Annotated in this window: 14 protein-coding genes; 5 read left to right on the top strand and 9 right to left on the bottom strand. The window is 71.4% G+C overall.

Translation table 11 applies throughout. The annotated features are described in order from the left end of the window. Window positions 1–11: 11 nt before the first annotated feature. From NR792_RS39870 to serC, 3 genes are all read right to left on the bottom strand, one after another. Window positions 12–2,171, bottom strand: coding sequence for a M13 family metallopeptidase (locus NR792_RS39870; protein WP_375757911.1), 2,160 nt, complete (start codon window positions 2,169–2,171; stop codon window positions 12–14). A gap of 231 nt (window positions 2,172–2,402) precedes the next feature. After that, window positions 2,403–2,966 carry a chalcone isomerase family protein gene (locus NR792_RS39865; RefSeq protein ID WP_375757910.1) on the bottom strand — a complete coding sequence of 188 codons (564 nt, stop codon included), beginning with the start codon at window positions 2,964–2,966 and terminating at the stop codon, window positions 2,403–2,405. 43 nt (window positions 2,967–3,009) lie between these two features. Beyond that, window positions 3,010–4,098, bottom strand: coding sequence for a 3-phosphoserine/phosphohydroxythreonine transaminase (gene serC / locus NR792_RS39860; RefSeq protein WP_375757909.1), 1,089 nt, complete (start codon window positions 4,096–4,098; stop codon window positions 3,010–3,012). 499 nt (window positions 4,099–4,597) lie between these two features. Between serC and NR792_RS39855 the strand changes: the two genes are divergently transcribed. From NR792_RS39855 to NR792_RS39840, 4 genes are all read left to right on the top strand, one after another. Next, entirely contained in the window at window positions 4,598–6,031 is a 1,434-nt protein-coding gene (locus NR792_RS39855; protein WP_375757908.1) for a C39 family peptidase, read from the top strand. A gap of 29 nt (window positions 6,032–6,060) precedes the next feature. Beyond that, window positions 6,061–6,852, top strand: coding sequence for a sigma-70 family RNA polymerase sigma factor (locus NR792_RS39850; RefSeq protein ID WP_375757907.1), 792 nt, complete (start codon window positions 6,061–6,063; stop codon window positions 6,850–6,852). A gap of 8 nt (window positions 6,853–6,860) precedes the next feature. Beyond that, window positions 6,861–9,848, top strand: a complete 2,988-nt coding sequence (locus NR792_RS39845) for a tetratricopeptide repeat protein (RefSeq protein WP_375757906.1) — start codon at window positions 6,861–6,863, stop codon at window positions 9,846–9,848. A 72-nt stretch (window positions 9,849–9,920) separates the two neighbouring features. Continuing rightward, entirely contained in the window at window positions 9,921–10,433 is a 513-nt protein-coding gene (locus NR792_RS39840; RefSeq protein ID WP_375757905.1) for a hypothetical protein, read from the top strand. Between the two features lie 16 nt (window positions 10,434–10,449). Here the strand turns inward: NR792_RS39840 and NR792_RS39835 are convergent, their stop codons facing one another. The 6 genes from NR792_RS39835 to NR792_RS39810 all read right to left on the bottom strand — a co-directional run bounded on the left by NR792_RS39835 (window position 10,450) and on the right by NR792_RS39810 (window position 15,375). Then, window positions 10,450–11,175 carry a DUF2063 domain-containing protein gene (locus NR792_RS39835; protein ID WP_375757904.1) on the bottom strand — a complete coding sequence of 242 codons (726 nt, stop codon included), beginning with the start codon at window positions 11,173–11,175 and terminating at the stop codon, window positions 10,450–10,452. Further along, window positions 11,172–12,020, bottom strand: a complete 849-nt coding sequence (locus NR792_RS39830) for a DUF692 domain-containing protein (protein ID WP_375757903.1) — start codon at window positions 12,018–12,020, stop codon at window positions 11,172–11,174. Before NR792_RS39830 ends, NR792_RS39835 begins: the two co-directional genes overlap by 4 nt. 137 nt (window positions 12,021–12,157) lie before the next feature. Further along, complete coding sequence (locus NR792_RS39825; protein WP_375757902.1) at window positions 12,158–12,418, bottom strand: hypothetical protein; 261 nt, start codon at window positions 12,416–12,418, stop codon at window positions 12,158–12,160. A gap of 173 nt (window positions 12,419–12,591) precedes the next feature. After that, window positions 12,592–14,070 (bottom strand): hypothetical protein, encoded by a 1,479-nt coding sequence (locus NR792_RS39820; protein WP_375757901.1) that lies wholly within the window; start codon window positions 14,068–14,070, stop codon window positions 12,592–12,594. An 85-nt stretch (window positions 14,071–14,155) separates the two neighbouring features. Beyond that, window positions 14,156–14,845, bottom strand: coding sequence for a TetR/AcrR family transcriptional regulator (locus NR792_RS39815; protein WP_375757900.1), 690 nt, complete (start codon window positions 14,843–14,845; stop codon window positions 14,156–14,158). A gap of 5 nt (window positions 14,846–14,850) precedes the next feature. After that, entirely contained in the window at window positions 14,851–15,375 is a 525-nt protein-coding gene (locus NR792_RS39810; RefSeq protein ID WP_375757899.1) for a PaaI family thioesterase, read from the bottom strand. Between the two features lie 80 nt (window positions 15,376–15,455). On the opposite strand from NR792_RS39810, the gene fabF reads away from it, so the two are divergent. Next, window positions 15,456–16,706, top strand: coding sequence for a beta-ketoacyl-ACP synthase II (gene fabF, locus NR792_RS39805; protein WP_375757898.1), 1,251 nt, complete (start codon window positions 15,456–15,458; stop codon window positions 16,704–16,706). The last annotated feature ends 202 nt before the right edge of the window (window positions 16,707–16,908 follow it).

Here is a 16,908-nt window from a genome sequence, read left to right as displayed (position 1 = left end):
GGCCCGAAGGCCTACCAGACCTCACAGCGGTTCGCAGCCGGGGCCACCATCTTCGACCCCGCGGGGCAGGAGAAGGCCTGCTGGAACTGCGGCAGGTTCACGTCCGGCCCCTTCACGCGCAGGAACGCCGGCGAGTGCGAATCCGTCAGCGCCCGCTGCCGCGCAGCCTCGTTACGAATCTTCGAGCACCACGATTGCGCGTGCGCGAGGAAGAACTGCTGCCCCGGGGTGAACCGGTAGGAGTTCGCCTTCGCCGCCTGGTCCGGGTACTTGGCCAGGTACGCCTCCATGGCCGCGTACGCCAGCTTGAGGCCGCCCAGGTCCGCGACGTTCTCGCCCAGGGTGAGCTTGCCGTTCACCTTCACGTCGTCCACGGCCGTGTACTGGTCGTACTGGTTCTTCACGCAGGCCACGCGCTCGCGGAAGGCCTTGTCCGACGCCGGGGTCCACCACGTGCGCAGGTTGCCGTCCGCGTCGAACTGGCGGCCCTCGTCGTCGAAGCCGTGGGTGATTTCGTGGCCCACCACCATGCCCATGGCGCCGAAGTTCACCGCCGCGGACGCGTCCCGCCCGAAGAAGGGCGGCTGGAGGATGCCCGCCGGGAACACAATCTCGTTGGTGGCCGCGTTGTAGTAGGCGTTCACCGTGGGCGGAGACATGAACCACTCCTGCCGGTCCACCGGCTGGCCCACCTTGCGCAGCTGGCGCGCCTGCTCGAACGCGTCCGCCGCCAGCAGGTTGTCCAGGAACGAGTCGCGCTTCACGTCCAGCCCGTCGTAGCTGCGCCACTGGTCCGGGTAGCCGATCTTGTTGGTGATCTTCTTCACCTTCACCAGCGCCTGGGCCTTCGTCTCCGCGTCCATCCAGGACAGCGTGTCCAGGTTGCGCTCGAAGGACTGCTCAATCTGCTGGACCATGTCCAGCGTGGTGGCCTTGCCCTCCGCGCCGAAGGTGCGCGCGATGAAGGGCTTGGCCAGCGCGTGCGGCAGCGCGTCGTCGGTGGCCTCCACGCACTTCTTCCAGCGCGCCAGGTCCGCCTTCGCGCCGGTGAGCACCGTGGACTCGAAGCGGAAGAACTCGTCGCGCAGCGCCTTGGGCAGCGCCGTCTGCACCTTCTTCACCAGGTGGTAGGAGAGGTACGGCCCCATGTCCGTGGGCCGCTGCTGGCGCACCAGCCCGGACACCTCCGAGAAGAACTTCGGCTGCGTCACGTTGAGCGCTTCACCGGCGGGCAGCCCCACCTCGGCGAAGTACGTGTCCCACTGGAAGGCGGGGGCCAGCTTCTTCAGGCCCTGGCGCTCCAGCCGGTGGTAGACCTTCTCCGGCTCGCGCGTCTCGGCCTTGGGCAGCCGCGCGGTGGCCAGGCGCGTCTCGATGGCGACGATGCCCGTGGCCTTGCGGCTGGCGACGAAGGGCGCGTCGCCCAGCAGCTCGAACACCTTCTGCACGTGCGCCTGGTAGGCGGCGCGCGCCTCGCGCATCTTCAGGTCCGGCTTGAGGTAGTAGTCGCGGTCCGGCAGGCCCAGGCCCGCCGCGTCCACGACGGCGATGACCTGCGTGGCGTCCTTCTGGTCCTGGTCCGACGTCACGCGGAACAGCGCGTTCACGTTGCGCGCGTGCAGCCACGCCACCGCCTTCGCCACGGCCTCCGCGTTCTTCAGGCCGTTGAGCTTCGCCAGGTAGGTGCGCAGCGTGGGCAGCGACTCCTCCAGCTTCGCCTCGTCCATGCAGGCGCCGTAGTAGTCCCCCAGCTTCTTCTCCTCCGGGGTGCCCTCGCCCTGCCCTTCCGCGGCCTTCGTGAGGATGTCGCGCAGCACGGTCTGGTTGCGCTCGGCCACCGTCTCGAAGCCGCGGCTCCAGCGCGCGCGCTCGGCGGGGATCTCCGTGGTCTTCAGCCAGCCGCCGCAGGCGTACTGGTAGAAGTCGTCACAGGGGTTCACGGACGGGTCCATCACCGCGGCGTCCAGGCCCGGGGGCATGGGGCGCTCGGCCATGGGCACGTTGGCGTTGGGGGCCCCGGGCTCGGACGGGGCGGGCGCGGCCGCTTCCGACGGGGCGGCGCTGGCCACGGGGGCCGGGGTGGAGGCCCGGGGCGGCTCGGGGGTGGGCTCCGCCGTCTTGCAGGCGGCGCCAAGGACACAGGAGGCGGCGAACAGGGCCAGTCGCTTCACAGCGTTCTCCAGCACGGACAGGGGTGGGGTGCGGTTTTGGCGCGCATCAACGCCGGATGCGCCAGGGCATTCCAGCGGCAACTCACGAGCGTGTGACAGGGGCGCCCCGCGCTGTCCACCATTGAAGCAATGGCGTCGCCGCGAAACGACGACGCCCCGGGGAGCGTCCCTCCGAGTGAAGAAGGGACACGCCCGGGGCGCGCGCGAAAGAAGCTCAGGGGAGGCGGTGCGTCAGTCTTCCTTGCCCAGCATCCCGTTCTTGAGGCCGTCATCCACGGGGTCCTTGCCCAGCCACACGGAGAAGAGCGCGTCCGCGAAGTCCTTGCCCTCCACGTCGATGGCCTGTCCGCCCGACACCTGCACGTTGGTGCCCTTGCCGGGGACGTAGGTGAGGATGAGCTCCTGGCCCTCCTTCACCTCCGCGGGGATGGCGTTCTTGAAGGTGTTCAGGCGGTCCTGGAGCTTGGGCAGGTTCGCGCCGGCGTTCTTCTTGAAGCCGTTCTCGATGGCCTCGGTGATCTGCTCCTTCTTGAGGTCGCGCTTCATGAACATGCGCACGCGCTTCACCTCATCCGCGTTGAGCAGCGCGGCGGCGTCCTGCGTGGGGTTCTCCACGTAGAGGCCCACGGTGTAGACCTTGAAGATGGCCTTCTTGCGCAGGCCGACGCCGTTGAGCTTCAGCTCCTTGCCCGCCACGGTGGCGGTGTCCGGGTACTTCACCCCCGCGATGTCCTTGGCCATGACGGGCGCGGCGAGGGTCAGCGACAGCAGCACGGCGGTCAGCGTCTTCTTCATGGAAAACCTCCGGGTGGGTTCCTGCGCGATGTTGGACGCAAACCTAGCCGTGCGTCTTCACGAATTGATCCATGAAGGACGTCAGCGTCTTGACGTCCTGCGGCGAAACCGCGTTGTAGAGCGACACGCGGATGCCTCCCGCCGTGCGGTGGCCCTTGATTCCCACCATCCCGGCCTTCTTCGCCTCCGCGACGAAGGCCGCATCCAGTTCCTCGGTGGGGAGGTGGAAGACGACGTTCATCACTGAACGGGACTCGCGCTCCACCGGGGCCCGGTAGAAGCCCGCGTTGCGGTCGATGGTGCCGTACAGGGCGTCCGCCTTCTCGCGGTTGCGCCGCTCCAGCGCCGGGAGGCCGCCCAGCCCCTTCACCCACTGGAGCACGTTGCGCACCAGGTAGATGGCCAGCGTGGGGGGCGTGTTGTAGAGCGAGTTGTTCTCCGCGTGCGTCGCGTAGCGGAAGTACTTGGGGATGTCCTTGCGCCCCTTCGCGATGAAGTCCTTCGCCGCGATGATGAGCGTGACGCCGGAGGGGCCCAGGTTCTTCTGCGCGCCCGCGTAGATGAGCGCGAAGCGGCTGACGTCCGTGGGCTTCCAGAGGAAGTCCGAGCTCATGTCCGCCACCAGCGGCACGCGGCCCACGTCCGGGAAGGTGTGCCATTGCGAGCCGAAGATGGTGTTGTTGCTCGTCAGGTGCACATAGGCGGCCTGGGGGTCGAGCTGGAGCTCTCCCTGCCGGGGCACGCGCAGGTAGCGCTTGTCCGGCTGCACGGTGGTGGCCGCGATGCGCGGGGCGCCGAAGTACTTCGCCTCGTCGAAGGCCTTCTCGCTCCAGACGCCCGTCATCAGGTAGTCGGCGGAGGCGCCCTGCGTGAGGAAGTTCATGGGCACCTGCGCGAACTGCTGGGACGCGCCGCCGGTGAGGAACAGCACCTGGTGCGTGGCGGGGATGCCCAACAGCTCCGTCAGCAGCGCGACGGCCTCGTCGTGGACGCCCTCGTAGTCCTTGCCACGGTGGCTGTGCTCCATGACGGACATGCCCGTGCCATGGAAGTCGAGCAGCTCATCCCGGGCCTGCTCGAGGGCCGGCAGGGGCAGACCGGCGGGGCCGGCGTTGAAGTTGATGACGCGCATGACAAAGGACCTCACGGTGGGAAACGACGTCCCCCATTCTTCCCCCCGACCGGCCCCTGGAGGCCAGCGCGAAGCGTCATGACCGCCCGCCCCCTGTCGGGAAGGAGGCCTCCAGGCAGCCGCGAAGCAAAGACAGACGCCAATTGAATATCCTGTTTCACCCCGCCCCACAGGGAGACGGGCCGGGCCGGATTAGTGGCTCATTTCCACCTCCACTTTCTTCCAACCTACTGATTCAACTGGGGATTTCAGCCCGGGGCGCCGTCCGCCAAATCGACCAGGGGGAACGAAACAACAATTCGCATTTTATCGACAAACATTTCAAACGCTGTCTTCGGAGTTTGAAATGACCATTCGCAATCTCCTCTCTTCCCTGGCGCCCTCCCGTCCCTCCCTGCCCGCTCCCCCGGCGAAGCCCGCCCCGCGCGCGGCGGTCCGCCCCGCTGGCGCCCATCACTTTCCGGACGGCTTCGATCGCCGCCCCCCTCGGCCTCCGACGGTGCCCCACCCTTCCCTGGAGGACTTCCGGCAGGCCGTGCTGCGAGAGCGGCTGCGCGACGCGGGGGAGGCCCTGCGCGAGGCCCTGCCCCCGCGCTCGCCGGCCACGACGGCCTACACCGTCCAGCCGGGGGACACCGTGGGCGACCTCGCCTGGAACCTGATGCAGCAGGGCGTGCCGGGGCCGGTGGAGGCCATCGCGGACCAGATCGTCCAGCTCAACGGCCTGACCAACCCGGACCTGATCATCGCGGGCGCGACGCTCCAGCTCCCGGCCGTTCCGGGCGCGGTGACGGGCTCGCCCTCCGGTCCTCCGAGCACCCCGACGGGCACCCCGGGAACGCCCACGGGCACCCCGGGGGGAACGCCCACGGGCGGTCCGGCGCGGCCCGGGGAGCGCTACCCGGTGCCCTCCATCAAGCAGATGTCCTCCGAAGGCACTGAGGACGACTGGAACCAGCAGTCCAACTGCGGCCCCACCACGATGGCGATGATCCTCAAGGGCTACGGCCTGGGGACCGGCATGTCCGACGGCGCGTTCATCAACCAGCTGGGCCAGGGCGTGGGCATCACCTCCGCGGGCGTGGGGTACGCGGACATCCAGCGGATGGCCGCGAACAACGGCCTCACGTCGGAGGTCAACCCGGGGACCGACGTGGGCTGGATTGAAGAGCAGCTCGCCTCCGGCAACCTGGTGGCGGTCAACGGCGAGAGCCACGTCATGCTGCAGAACGAGTCGCCGGCCTTCACCTCCGGCAACTTCAGCGGCGGGCACTGGATCGCCGTCACCGGGATGACGCCCGAGGGCAACTTCATCGTCCATGACCCGTCCAGCACCGTGACGGAGCTGACGCCCGCGGAGCTCCAGCGCTTCCTCGGCGAGCACCAGTACGGCGGCTACTCCGTCGCCATCCACCCGCCCCCGGGCGTGGCCCCCACCGACGCGCCGTCCCCGGACGTCACGGCCCAGGGCCAGGCGCTGGAGTCGGTGCGGCTGGCGCCGGGCGCCACGTCCCTCGCGGAGTCCGGCTTCGAGGGCCAGGGGGAGTTCCTGATGCGCATGGCCGAGAAGTACGACGTGCCCATCGACCTGGCGCTCGCGATGCTGTGGAAGGAGTCGCAGTGGGGCACCGCGGGCGCGTCCGTCGCGGCCAACAACCCGGGCAACCTCAAGTTCGTGGGCCAGGAGGGCGCGTTCGAAGCCTTCACGTCCCCGGACGCCTCCGGCAGCTTCGCGGGCTGGCCCACGCTTCAGCAGGGCATCGAGGCGTACTTCAAGCTGCTGGGGACCCATTACCGGGCCGAGCTGGACAGCGGGGACTGGACGGCGCTGGTCAACCGCTACGCGCCGCCGGTGGAGAACGACTCCAACCTGTACGTCCAGCAGGTGAACGACGATGCGGCCGAGGTGCGCCGGCAGCTCGGAATCGGGTAGGCCGCTTCTTCGCTAGACTCCCCTGCCCCATGGAGCCGTCCGCCCCCGCCGACGCCATCTACCTCCGGGCCCGCGCCGCATGGCCCGGGGTGGAGCTGCCGCGCGAGGACTTCCTTGCCCACCTCGCCGCGCGGACGGCGGCTTCCGGGGGCGCTCCGGTCGCACACGCGGAGGACCTCTTCCTCGCGTGTGCCTGCGCGCGGGGAGTGCCCGCGGCGCTCGCCCACTTCGAGCGCCAGCACCTCCCCGCCGCGCGCATGGCCCTGGGCCGCCGGGGCATCGCGCCGGACGTGGTGGACGAGGCGCTGCAACGGCTGCGGGAGCGGCTGCTGCTGCCCCGGCCGGACGGGCCTCCGCGCCTGGCGGAGTACGACGGCCGGGGACCGCTGGAGGCGTGGGTGCGCACCGTCGCCCTGCGCCTGGCGATGACCGAGCTGCGCGAGCGCGCCACGCGTCCGGTGGAGGCACTGCTGCCCACGCTGCTGCCTTCGGAGGATCCATCCTTCGCGGCGCTCAAGCACCGTCACCACGCGGATATCGAGGCGTCCATCGCCGCGGCGCTCGCGTCGCTGGAGCCCCGCCAGCGCACCTTCCTGCGGCTGCACCTAGTGGAGAACGTGGGCGTGGAGGACATCGGGCGGGTGCACGGGGTGAGCCGCGCCACCATGACGCGCTGGCTCAAGGCCGCGCGCGACACGCTCGCCGAGCGGACCCACGCGGAGCTGCGCCGCCGGCTCAACGTCGACGAACCGGAACTGCACAGCCTGGCTCAATCGCTCCTGAGCGGCCTGGACCTGAGCGTGCGTCACCTGCTGCGCTGAGCCCCGCCATGACCTGCCCCGACGAGAACACCCTGCTGGCGTACTGCGCGCGCTCGCTCGGCGCCGAGGAGGCCCGCGCGGTGGAGGCGCACCTGGATGCGTGCTCCACGTGCCTCGCGCTGGTGGCCGAGGCGGCCCGGGGCAGCGAGCCCTCCACCCTGCCCGACGTGCTGCCTCCGGAGCGCCCCGACACGGGCCGGCCGCGCGTCCAGGACGAGGCGTTCGGACGGGGCACCGTGCTGGGCCGCTACGTCGTCATCGACCGGGTGGGCTCCGGCGGCATGGGCGTGGTGCTGAGCGCGTATGACCCGCAGCTCGACCGCAAGGTGGCGCTCAAGCTGGTGCGCACGCTCAAGGGAGACGGCGCGGTGGAGCTGGAGCAGCGGCTGCTGCGCGAGGCGCAGGCGGTGGCGCGGCTGTCGCATCCGCAGGTCATCACCGTCTTCGACGTGGGCACGGTGGGCGGCCGGCTCTTCATGGCGATGGAGTTCGTCGAGGGCCGCACGCTGCGCCAGTGGCTGAAGGAACAGCCGCGCTCGTGGCGCGAGGTGCTCGCCGCGTACCGGCAGGCGGGCCTGGGACTGGCCGCGGCGCACGCGGCGCACCTCATCCACCGCGACTTCAAGCCGGACAACGTGCTGGTGGACGGCCAGGGCCGCGTGCGGGTGACGGACTTCGGGCTGGCGCGGCTGCCGGAGGGCTCCACTGCGCTGGCACCGGGCGCGCTCCCGGAAGGCATCACGCCCACGCCCGGGCCCGTGGACCTCACGCGCACGGGCTCGCTCATGGGGACGCCCGCGTACATGCCGCCCGAGCAGTGGAGGGGTGAGCCCGGCGACGCGCGCGGCGACCAGTTCAGCTTCTGCGTCGCGCTGTACGAAGCCCTCTTCGGCGTCCGCCCCTTCGCGCGCGGCCAGCCCCCGGACTTCAGCCGGCTCCAGGCTCCGGTGAAGGAGACCGGCGTGCCCGCGTGGGTGCGCCGCGCGGTGGTGCGCGGGCTGAGCGTGTCACCGGCGGAGCGCTACCCGTCCATGGACGCGCTGCTGGAGGACCTGGCACGCGACCCGCCCCGCCGGCGCACCCAGGTCGCCGTGGGCGCGCTCGGCCTCGCGGTGGTCGCGGCGCTCGCGCTCGTGTCGCGGAGCGCGTCCGACCCCTGCGGCGGCGCCCCCGCGCGCATGTCCCCCGTCTGGAGCGAGGCCCGGGGCGCGAAGGTGAAGCAGGCGCTGGCCGCCACCGGCAGCCCGCTGGCCGCGGAGGCCGCGGAGGCGGTGGTGCGCAACCTGGAGGACTACGCCCGCGGCTGGGAGGCGGGCTACGTCCGGACCTGCCAGGCCACGCGCGTGCGGCAGGAGCAGCCGGAGTCCGTGCTCGCGCTGCGCATGGCGTGCCTGGACTCGCGGCTGCAGTCGCTGGGCGTGTTCGCGGACGTGCTGGAGCACGCGGACGCGCCGCTGGTGGAGAAGGCCGCGGAGGCGTCGCAGAAGCTGCCGCGCGTGTCGGACTGCGCGCGCGTGGAGTCGCTCCTCGCCGTGGTGCCGCCGCCGGAAGGGCCCGGGGTGGCCGCGAAGCTCGCGGACGCGCGCGCGAAGCTCTCCCGCGCGCAGGTGCTGCTGGAGACGGGGCGCTTCGCGCAGGGGCTGGCGGATGCGCAGGCGGCGCTCGCGGTGGCGCGCGAGCTGGCGTACCGGCCGCTGGAGGCGGAGGCCCTGTATGCCCAGGGCTGGCTGGAGTACCGGCTGGCCCGCTACGAGGACGCGGAGCGCAGCTACACCGCCAGCTTCCACGCCGCGCTCGCGGGACGCCACGACCTCCAGGCGCTGCGCGCCGTGACGGAGCGGGTCTTCATCACGGGCTATGAGCTGGAGCACATGGACCAGGGGCTGGAGCTGGCCGTGCTCGCCAGGTCGCTGCTGGAGCGCTCCGGCCCGGTGGAGGAGGTCGCCGCCCAGCTGGAGAACAACCTGGGCGTCCTCTACTTCGGCGAGGGACTGCTTCCCCAGGCGACGGAGCACTATGAGAAGTCGCTCGCCGTGCGCGAGCGCGTCCTGGGCCCGGAGCACGTGGAGACGGTCAAGGTCCTGACCAACCTCGCGCTGGTGCGAAAGCGCCAGGGCCGTCCCCGGGAGGCCCGGGAGATGTACGAGCGGGCGCTCGCCACCCAGCGGCGGCTGCTGGGCGCGCATCACCCCACCGTCGCCAACACCCTCATCCTCCTGGCGGACGCGCGCCGCGCGCTGGAGGGAGGACGCGCCACGCTGCCGCTCTACACCCAGGCCCTGGAGCTGCGCCGCGCCATGCTGGGCGACACGCACCTGGCCACCGTGCGGCTCCACAACGACCTGGGCCGCATCCACGAAGACCTGGGCGAGTGGGACGTCGCGGAGCGCTACCACGCGCAGGCGCTGGCGTTGACCGAGCGCGGCCGGGGCCGGGAGCACGCGGAGTACGCCGTGTCACTCCAGGAGCTGGCCCGGATGCAGGCGCGCAGGGGCCAGCTGGACGTGGCGCTGGAGGGCTACGACCGCGTCCTGGCGCTCCAGGGCCGCCTGCTGGAGCCGAAGAACAACGCCACGCTGGCCACGCGCGAGGCGCGCGCCGCGCTCCTGCGCAGGCTGGGCCGGGCGCGCGAGTCCTCCGACGAGCTGGAGCGGCTGCTGGCCCTCAAGGAGGCGCAGGCGGGCCCGAAGTCGCCCTGGCTCGTCTCCAGCCTCACGGAGCTGGCGCGGACCGCGCTGGAGCTGAAGCAGCCCCGGCGGGCCCGTGACGCCGCGGAGCGCGCCCTGGCCATCATCCGCCCCCTGGGCTGGAGTCCGGAGCGCATGGCGGTGCTCCAGTTCGAGCTGGCGCGCGCCTCATGGGACGCGGGTGACGCACGCCCCCAGGCCCTGGCGCTCGCGGACACCGCGCTCGCGGCCCTCACCGAGGCCGGGGAACCCACCGCGGAGCTCGCCCGGACCGTGGCGAAGTGGAGAAGAGAACACGTCCATCCCTGAGCCGGGCCCACCGCAACTTCCGCCCGGATTCTCGGACAATGAGAACAGCAGTCCTTCCAGGAGAACCCCGTCATGCCCCTTCCCATCCACCCGAAGGCCCTACCGCCGCCGCCGCCCAGGGTCGCTCCGCCGCCGCCGCCGAAGGTGGCCGGGGAAGGACAGACGGTCCTGGCCCGGAAGGTCCAGGCGCTGTCGACCACGGCGTTCGAGCCCGCGTCCTCCGACAAGCCACCGGCCAGGCTGGGGGAGCCGGAGTACGCGCGCACCCGGCCGGCCCCCGATTACAGCGTCCCGTTCTTCCCCCAGGACCTGTCCGGCGGCTCCGGCGACACCGGCTCGACCCAGGCGAATGGAGGGATTGACCCGCCGTTCATCCGGATCCTGAACAGTCCTGTCTTCCAACACCTCCGGGACGCCGTCCGGGACATCGGCGACGGCCTCGAGAAAATCGGCGACGCGGTGACGGCGTTCCTCCAGGAGTGGGTTCCCGGGAAGGAGGTCCGCAACACGGACTCGAGCTCGGGCGAGGGGGACTCCCGCAGCGCCTCGCCCACGGCGAACGGGTCTGGCACCGGGATCGCCTGAGCCCGCGACCGCGGCCTCACACCTGGGGCCGCAGCACCAGGCCGTCCTTCGCGAAGCGCGCCACCTGTGCGTGGACGTCCGGGGCGGCCATGCCGGTGGCCTGGGCGACGGCCTCTTCGGACAGGCCCTCCACGGCCATCTTCAGCACCAGCAGCGCGGGCGGCGTGGCCTCCATGTAGAAGGTCACCAGCCGCTCCGGATGGCGCCAGAGCAGCGCCAGCTCCTCCCCTGCCACGGGCGCGCCTTCCGCGCCCCGGGCCCGCACGAACGCGCAGAGCCGGTAGGGCTGCTCCAGCACCGCGAGCGTGGGGTTGGGCGTCAGGCGCTCCACGGCGTCCGGGAGGTCCTCCTCGGAGGCGAACACCGCGAAGTCCGTCCACTCGAAGCGCGCCAGCGCGGGCAGGAACGGGGGCAGGCCCTTCGCGGCGGCGTCCGCGACGAAGGGCGCGAAGCCCTCGCCCAGGCGGTTGAGCTCGTAGTGCCGCGCGGGGCGCGTGCGGGTGTAGCCCTCCACCAGCGCGTCCCACGCCTCCGGCGTCACCGCCTTGCGCGTCAGCGGGAAGAGCTTCTCCAGCGTGGAGCGCACGTGGCCGCGCACGAACTGGCCGTAGAGCGCCATGCGCTCCGGATCCACGTCCCAGCCCGGGTGCGACGCGGACAGCTTGAGCAACCCTTCCGCGCCCGGCGGGCCGGCGAGGTACGCGTCCATGCTGTCGAAGAAGTGCTTCAACGACGACTTCATCGTGTTCCCTCCGCGAGCACGCCCCGAGCATGGTCCGCCTCGTCCAGCACGGCGTCGAGGGACGGGATGGCCTGGTCCCACTCAATCAGCGTGGACACGGGGCCGGTGCGCTCCAGGGTGTAGCGGTACAGCGCCCACACGTCGTCGCAGACGCGGTCGCCGTGCGTGTCGATGAGGACGGTCTCCCTCGCGTCGTGGCCGGCCAGGTGCACCTGCACCACGCGCTCCAGGGGCAGCGCGTCCACGAAGGCGCGCGGGTCGTAGCCGTGGTTTCGCGCGTTGACCCAGACGTTGTTCACGTCCAGCAAGAGGCCGCAGTCCGCGGCCTCCACCACCTGGCGCAGGAAGTCCGCCTCCTTCAGCGTGCCGCCCGGCATGGCGGCGTAGTAGCTGGGGTTCTCCAGGAGGAAGGGGCGCTCCACGCGCGCCATCACCTCGCGCACGCGCGGCACCACGTGCTCCACCGCGGCCTCCGTGAAGGGCAGCGGCAACAGGTCGTGCAGGTGCACGCCGCCCAGGCGCGAGTAGCACAGGTGGTCGGAGAAGAACGGCGCGTCCAGGCGCTTCACCAGCGCGGCCAGGCGGGTGACGTAGTCGTCATCCAGCGCGTCCGGCCCGCCGATGTTGAGCCCCACCCCGTGCGGCAGCAGCGTCCAGCGCTCGCGGCACGCGTCCAGGGCGCGCTGGGAGCGGCCACCCAGCGTGAGGAAGTTCTCCGGGATGATCTCCACCCAGTCCAGCGCTCGCGGCGTGCGCGGCAAGGCTTCGTAGAAGTCGCGGCGCAGCCCGATGCCCGCCCCCAGCGGCTTCAACCCATGGCGGTCTGCGTAGCGGGGGGACGGCATGCGGCGCTCCTCCTTGGAGCCGGGAGATGGGGACTCGCGGATGCGAGGGGTGGAAACAACACGGGCGGCAGGAAGAACCCTTCCCGCCGCCCGCGAGCCTGGGAGGAGACCTGTCACGCAGGCCCTCCCGGGGAGGACTACTTCTTGCCGCTGCAGGAGCCGGCGCCGCAGGAGCCGGCGCCACAGCTGCCCTCGGCGCCCTTCTCCGGGGTCGCGGCGGGGGCGGCGGCGGGAGCGGTGCCCTCGGCGGGAGCCGCGCTGGACTCGGAGGCCTCGGGAGCGCCCGGCGAAGCCGCGTGCACCTTGCTGCCCTCCGACGCCTTGTTGGACGCGCAGCCGGTGGCCAGCGCGCTGAGGGACAGGGTGCCGACAACCGCCGCAAGAGCCTTGACGTTCATGTGTTGCTTCCTTTCGTACCGCAGGGGGTGTGACTACGGGGGGACGGACAACAACGGCTTGAACCGCGTGGAGTGGCCGTCACCTCCACGCGCTCCTCACGCGTGACGCCGTGGACGCATGCGATACGCGACATCCGGAAGCCGGTTACAGGCCTCTTCCTCTTCGCGGGTGTTCACCCCGCGTCGTCCGGGGTGCGTCCGCCGTCCATTGCCTCACGCAATCCACTGTCCGGCGCAGCATGGAGCTTGACGCCACCCGGGTCAATTCGGACGCCCAGCGCTTCCAGCAAGGGGGGCAGTTCGGCGAAGGCGGGCTTCGGCAGGTGGCGGGCGAGCAGCGCGTCGAAGAGGGGCTGGCCGGCAACCGTGTCCACGGCGGCACCGAAGCTTTCGAGTGTCGCGGTGGGGCCACGCGTGGCGAGCAACTCCAGCACGTCCTCCAGGCGGCCGCGGCCCTGCGTCGCGCGGCGCAGCTCCACGTCCAGGTGGAGCGCGAAGAGCGCGCCGGTCCAGTAGATGCCCATGAAGTTCCCCTCCTCGGCGATGACCGCCTTCATGGGGCGTGAGCGTGCGGCGGCCTGGCCTCGCGCGAAGCCGTTTGCCAGCTCCTGCCAGGCCTGCTGGGACGTCTGGCGTCCGGAGCGGGCGCGGGCAAGCTCCGTGTAGTAGGTGGCAAGGCCCTCGGTGAGCCAGGCCTCCCGGGGCATCAGCGTCGGATGCGTGAGGTGCAACAGCTCGTGGACGGCGACCCAGTCCTTCGCGAAGGACGCGGCGGTGGCGTCCTGGCCCACCAGGATGGAGATGCTGGGCGGAGCGCTCCACAAGGTCATGCCGAAGTCGCCGGGCGTGGCCTTGCCGGGCACGGGCACGACGCGCACGGTGACGCGCGGGAACGGGAACGCCTTGCGCACCGTGACGACTTCACGCCCGGCCTGCTCCAGCCACGCGCAGAGCTCCGCGTCCGTCAGGTGCGTGAAGCGGCCCAGCACCGCGACCTCCAACACGGAGGCGCCGACGCGCGCCTCGCAGCGCCTGCCGCCGAAGGCATGGAAGCCCGCGTCGATGAGGTCCGCGCCGCTCAGGCGGTAGACGCCGCTGGCATCGGGCTGCCAGGGCAGGAGCGCGTCCGCGCCGGACACGGTGAGGTCCACGCGCATCTCGGGCGTCACGTGGCGGGGGGTCAGCAGATAGGCCTTGCCGGCCACGTGCCACGCGTCCCCCTCCCCCATGCCTCCGAACAGGTGCCGGCCGCTGCCTCCCGGGGCGGAGGCCAGCGGGTAGTGGTAGCGGATGACGCTCGTCCCCCGGGGGGCCTGCACCACGCCTCCCTCCCGGGGGAAGAACTCGAACCGGGTGCCGTCCTGGGCCGTGGCGACCAGGGACCCCACCCGCCCCGGCTGCCGGAAGAGGAAGTCGAGCGGGTACGACCGCGGCACCGACCGCGGCAACGAGCTCGGCAGGAAGACCTCCACGTTCAGGCCCGGCGCGGGGTCGTTCGTGTAGAGGATGTTGTAGCGGAGGTGATCCGCGTCCTCCCACGGCGCCGCGAGGGGCACGGAGGCACAGGCCCCCAGCGTGAGCGCCAGGCACAGAAGCCCCGCGCGAGCCACCAGCGTCTTCATTGCATCCACCCCGCTCACCCGGTCCGTCATCCGCGCGGAAGGACTCCACGGAGGCCCCCATGCCGTCCAGCCCGGAATGCGGACGCACGAGGACACACGCCGGCGGGACGCCCCCTCACTGGGACTTCTTGCGCGAGGGACGGGCAAGGCGCGCGGGCGGGCGCCTCGCATCCGCGATGGCTCCTGCACGGCGCTTCCGGGGCGAGTGCTGCTTCTCTTCCTCCTCCACCGGAGCCCCCGCGATGAGCAGCGCCCGCGCCGCGTCCAAGATCTCCCCCGCCAGCGGCTGGGACGCGGTGGCCCGCGCGAGCGTCATCGCGCCGAAGCACAGCGCCACCGTCGCCAGCATCTGCTGCCGGGGCGTCGCGCCCTCGCGCGCGGGGAGCTGCGCCTGGGCCTCGCCCACCAGCGCCTCCAGCCCCTGTCCGAACGCGGCCTGCACCTCCGGCTTCGCGCGCGTGAGGTCCGACAGGAGCGACGGCATCATGCAGCTCGTGTCCCCCGTGTCCCGGTCGTACTGGTTCAGGTAGCGCCGCGCGAAGTGCTCCAGGAACTCCTGCCCCCGCGCCTCCCGCAGCCCCGCGAGCCAGCGCGACTTGTTCACCGCCATGAAGGCGCGCAGCGACTCCGCGAGCAGCGCTTCCTTGGAGGCGAAGTGGGCGTAGAAGCCGCCCACCGTCAGGCCCGCGGCGCGCATCACCCGCTCCACGCTCGCACCGCTGAAGCCCTCCGCGCGGAACAGCTTCTCCGCCGCCGCGAGGATGCGCGCGTGCGTGGCCTGCTTGTGCTCAGCGGTGTAGCGCATGGCGACTACTCCTTGCCGCCCGCGCCCGGCGGCCGGAACACCATGCACGTCGTGGTGCCGTGCGCGTAGAGCGTGCCCTTCTCGTCCACCAGCCGCCCCTGCGCCGTCGCCACGCGGCCGCCCAGGTGGATGACCTCCCCCCGGCACAACAGCCGCCCCGTGTCGTGCGCGATGCCCTTCACGTAGTTCACGTGCAGTTCCAGCGTCGTGTAGCCCGCGCCCACCGGAAGCATCGTGTGGATGGCGCACCCCATCGCGGAGTCCATCAGCGTCGCGGCCAGGCCGCCGTGCACCATGCCAATGGGGTTGTAGTGGTGCTCGCCCGGCGTCACCGCGAACACCACCCGGCCCTCCTCCACCTCCACCGGCGCGAAGCCCATCAGCTCCGCGATGGGCGGCGCCGGCAGCTCCCCGCGCTGGATGGCGCGCAGGTACTCCAGCCCCGACAGCGTCTTCGCCGCCGAGGCGCCCTCCCGGGGGTCTCTCCACGTCACCGTCCGCGTGCGCGGATTCACGGGCTGCTCGCTCATCAGGACCGCCTTGGGCTTGAACTCATGGAAGGATGGTCATAATACCATCCCGTTCAATGAACGGGGTCAAGGAGTTCGCGATGGGACAGCGGCGCGTCGTCGTGACGGGAATGGGGCTCATCAGCCCGTGTGGCATCGGCGTGGAGCAGAGCTGGGATGCGCTGGTGAACGGCCGGAGCGGCGTGGGGCCCATCACCCTGTTCGACGCGAGCGCGCTGGACTGCCGCTTCGCGGGCGAGGTGAAGGGCTTCAACCCGGAGGCCTACATCGAGCGGCGTGAGGTGCGGCGCATGGACCGCTTCGCGCAGTTCGCGGTGGCCGCGTCGGACATGGCCCTCGAGGACGCGGGGCTGGTCATCACGCCGGAGAACGCGGAGCGCGTGGCGGTCATCGTCGGCTCCGGCATCGGCGGCATCAGCAGCCTGGAGGAGACCCACCGCAAGGCGCTGGAGAAGGGGCCGGACCGCATCAGCTCCTTCTTCATCCTCCAGATGATCATCAACATGGCGCCCGGCTACATCTCCATGCGCCACGGCATCAAGGGCCCGTCCTGGTCCACCAACTCCGCGTGCTCCACCAGCGCGCACGCCATCGGTGAAGCGCTGCGCGGCATCCAGCGCGGCGAGTTCGACGTGGCGCTGGCGGGCGGCGCGGAGGCCCCCATCTCCATGCTGGGCGTGGGCGGCTTCGCCTCGATGAAGGCCCTGTCCAACCGCAACGACGCGCCCCAGGCGGCGAGCCGCCCGTTCGACAAGGACCGCGACGGCTTCGTGCTCGCGGAGGGCGCGGGCATCCTCATCCTGGAGGAGTACGAGCACGCGCGCGCCCGAGGGGCCCGCATCCTCGCGGAGCTCACGGGCTATGGCGCCAGCTCCGACGCCTACCACGTCACCTCGCCCGCGCCCGAACACGAGGGCGCCCAGCGGGCCATGCGAGCCGCGCTCAAGGACGCGCGCCTCGCCCCCGCGGACATCGGCTACCTCAACGCCCACGGCACCTCCACGGACATCGGCGACCTGCTGGAGATGGAGGGCATCGCCAAGGTGTTCGGTGACGCGGCGAAGACGCTCGCCATCTCCTCAACCAAGTCCATGACGGGCCACATGAACGGCGCGGCCGGCGCGGCGGAGGCCGTCATCAGCATCCTCGCCCTCACCCGCGGCGTGCTGCCCCCCACCATCAACCTGGAGAACCAGGACCCGCGCATCCCGCTGGACTGCGTGCCCAACACCGCCCGCGAGACGCGCGTGGACGCCGTCATGAGCAACTCCTTCGGCTTCGGCGGCACCAACGTGGCCCTCGTCTTCCAGCGGGCCCCGGAGACGCGTTAATACTTTGTAAATAATCTGGCGGTTTTTTACTGACTTTTCCCCAGTGCCTGCCGCACCGCGTCGGTCAAGGGTTGACAGCGCGGGGGCCGGGGACCGCCGCCGCACACCGGGGCTGCCTGAAAGCGCCGTGATTACATGGGATTACGTCCCGCTATGGCCAGGGTGGGGGCAGTCAACCCTTCGCGCGTCGCCTGCGGGACAG

Origin of the sequence: Corallococcus exercitus, assembly GCF_042231735.1 — a bacterium.
Taxonomy (GTDB): Bacteria; Myxococcota; Myxococcia; order Myxococcales; family Myxococcaceae; genus Corallococcus; species Corallococcus exercitus_B.
This window is presented reverse-complemented; position numbering and strand designations above follow the sequence as displayed.

Coding starts and splice junctions, on each gene's coding strand:
- NR792_RS39865 (WP_375757910.1), bottom strand. CDS start 2,966: ATGAAGAAGACGCTGACCGCCGTGCTGCTGTCGCTGACCCTCGCCGCG.
- serC (WP_375757909.1), bottom strand. CDS start 4,098: ATGCGCGTCATCAACTTCAACGCCGGCCCCGCCGGTCTGCCCCTGCCG.
- NR792_RS39850 (WP_375757907.1), top strand. CDS start 6,061: ATGGAGCCGTCCGCCCCCGCCGACGCCATCTACCTCCGGGCCCGCGCC.
- NR792_RS39845 (WP_375757906.1), top strand. CDS start 6,861: ATGACCTGCCCCGACGAGAACACCCTGCTGGCGTACTGCGCGCGCTCG.
- NR792_RS39840 (WP_375757905.1), top strand. CDS start 9,921: ATGCCCCTTCCCATCCACCCGAAGGCCCTACCGCCGCCGCCGCCCAGG.
- NR792_RS39835 (WP_375757904.1), bottom strand. CDS start 11,175: ATGAAGTCGTCGTTGAAGCACTTCTTCGACAGCATGGACGCGTACCTC.
- NR792_RS39830 (WP_375757903.1), bottom strand. CDS start 12,020: ATGCCGTCCCCCCGCTACGCAGACCGCCATGGGTTGAAGCCGCTGGGG.
- NR792_RS39825 (WP_375757902.1), bottom strand. CDS start 12,418: ATGAACGTCAAGGCTCTTGCGGCGGTTGTCGGCACCCTGTCCCTCAGC.
- NR792_RS39820 (WP_375757901.1), bottom strand. CDS start 14,070: ATGACGGACCGGGTGAGCGGGGTGGATGCAATGAAGACGCTGGTGGCT.
- NR792_RS39815 (WP_375757900.1), bottom strand. CDS start 14,845: ATGCGCTACACCGCTGAGCACAAGCAGGCCACGCACGCGCGCATCCTC.
- NR792_RS39810 (WP_375757899.1), bottom strand. CDS start 15,375: ATGAGCGAGCAGCCCGTGAATCCGCGCACGCGGACGGTGACGTGGAGA.
- fabF (WP_375757898.1), top strand. CDS start 15,456: ATGGGACAGCGGCGCGTCGTCGTGACGGGAATGGGGCTCATCAGCCCG.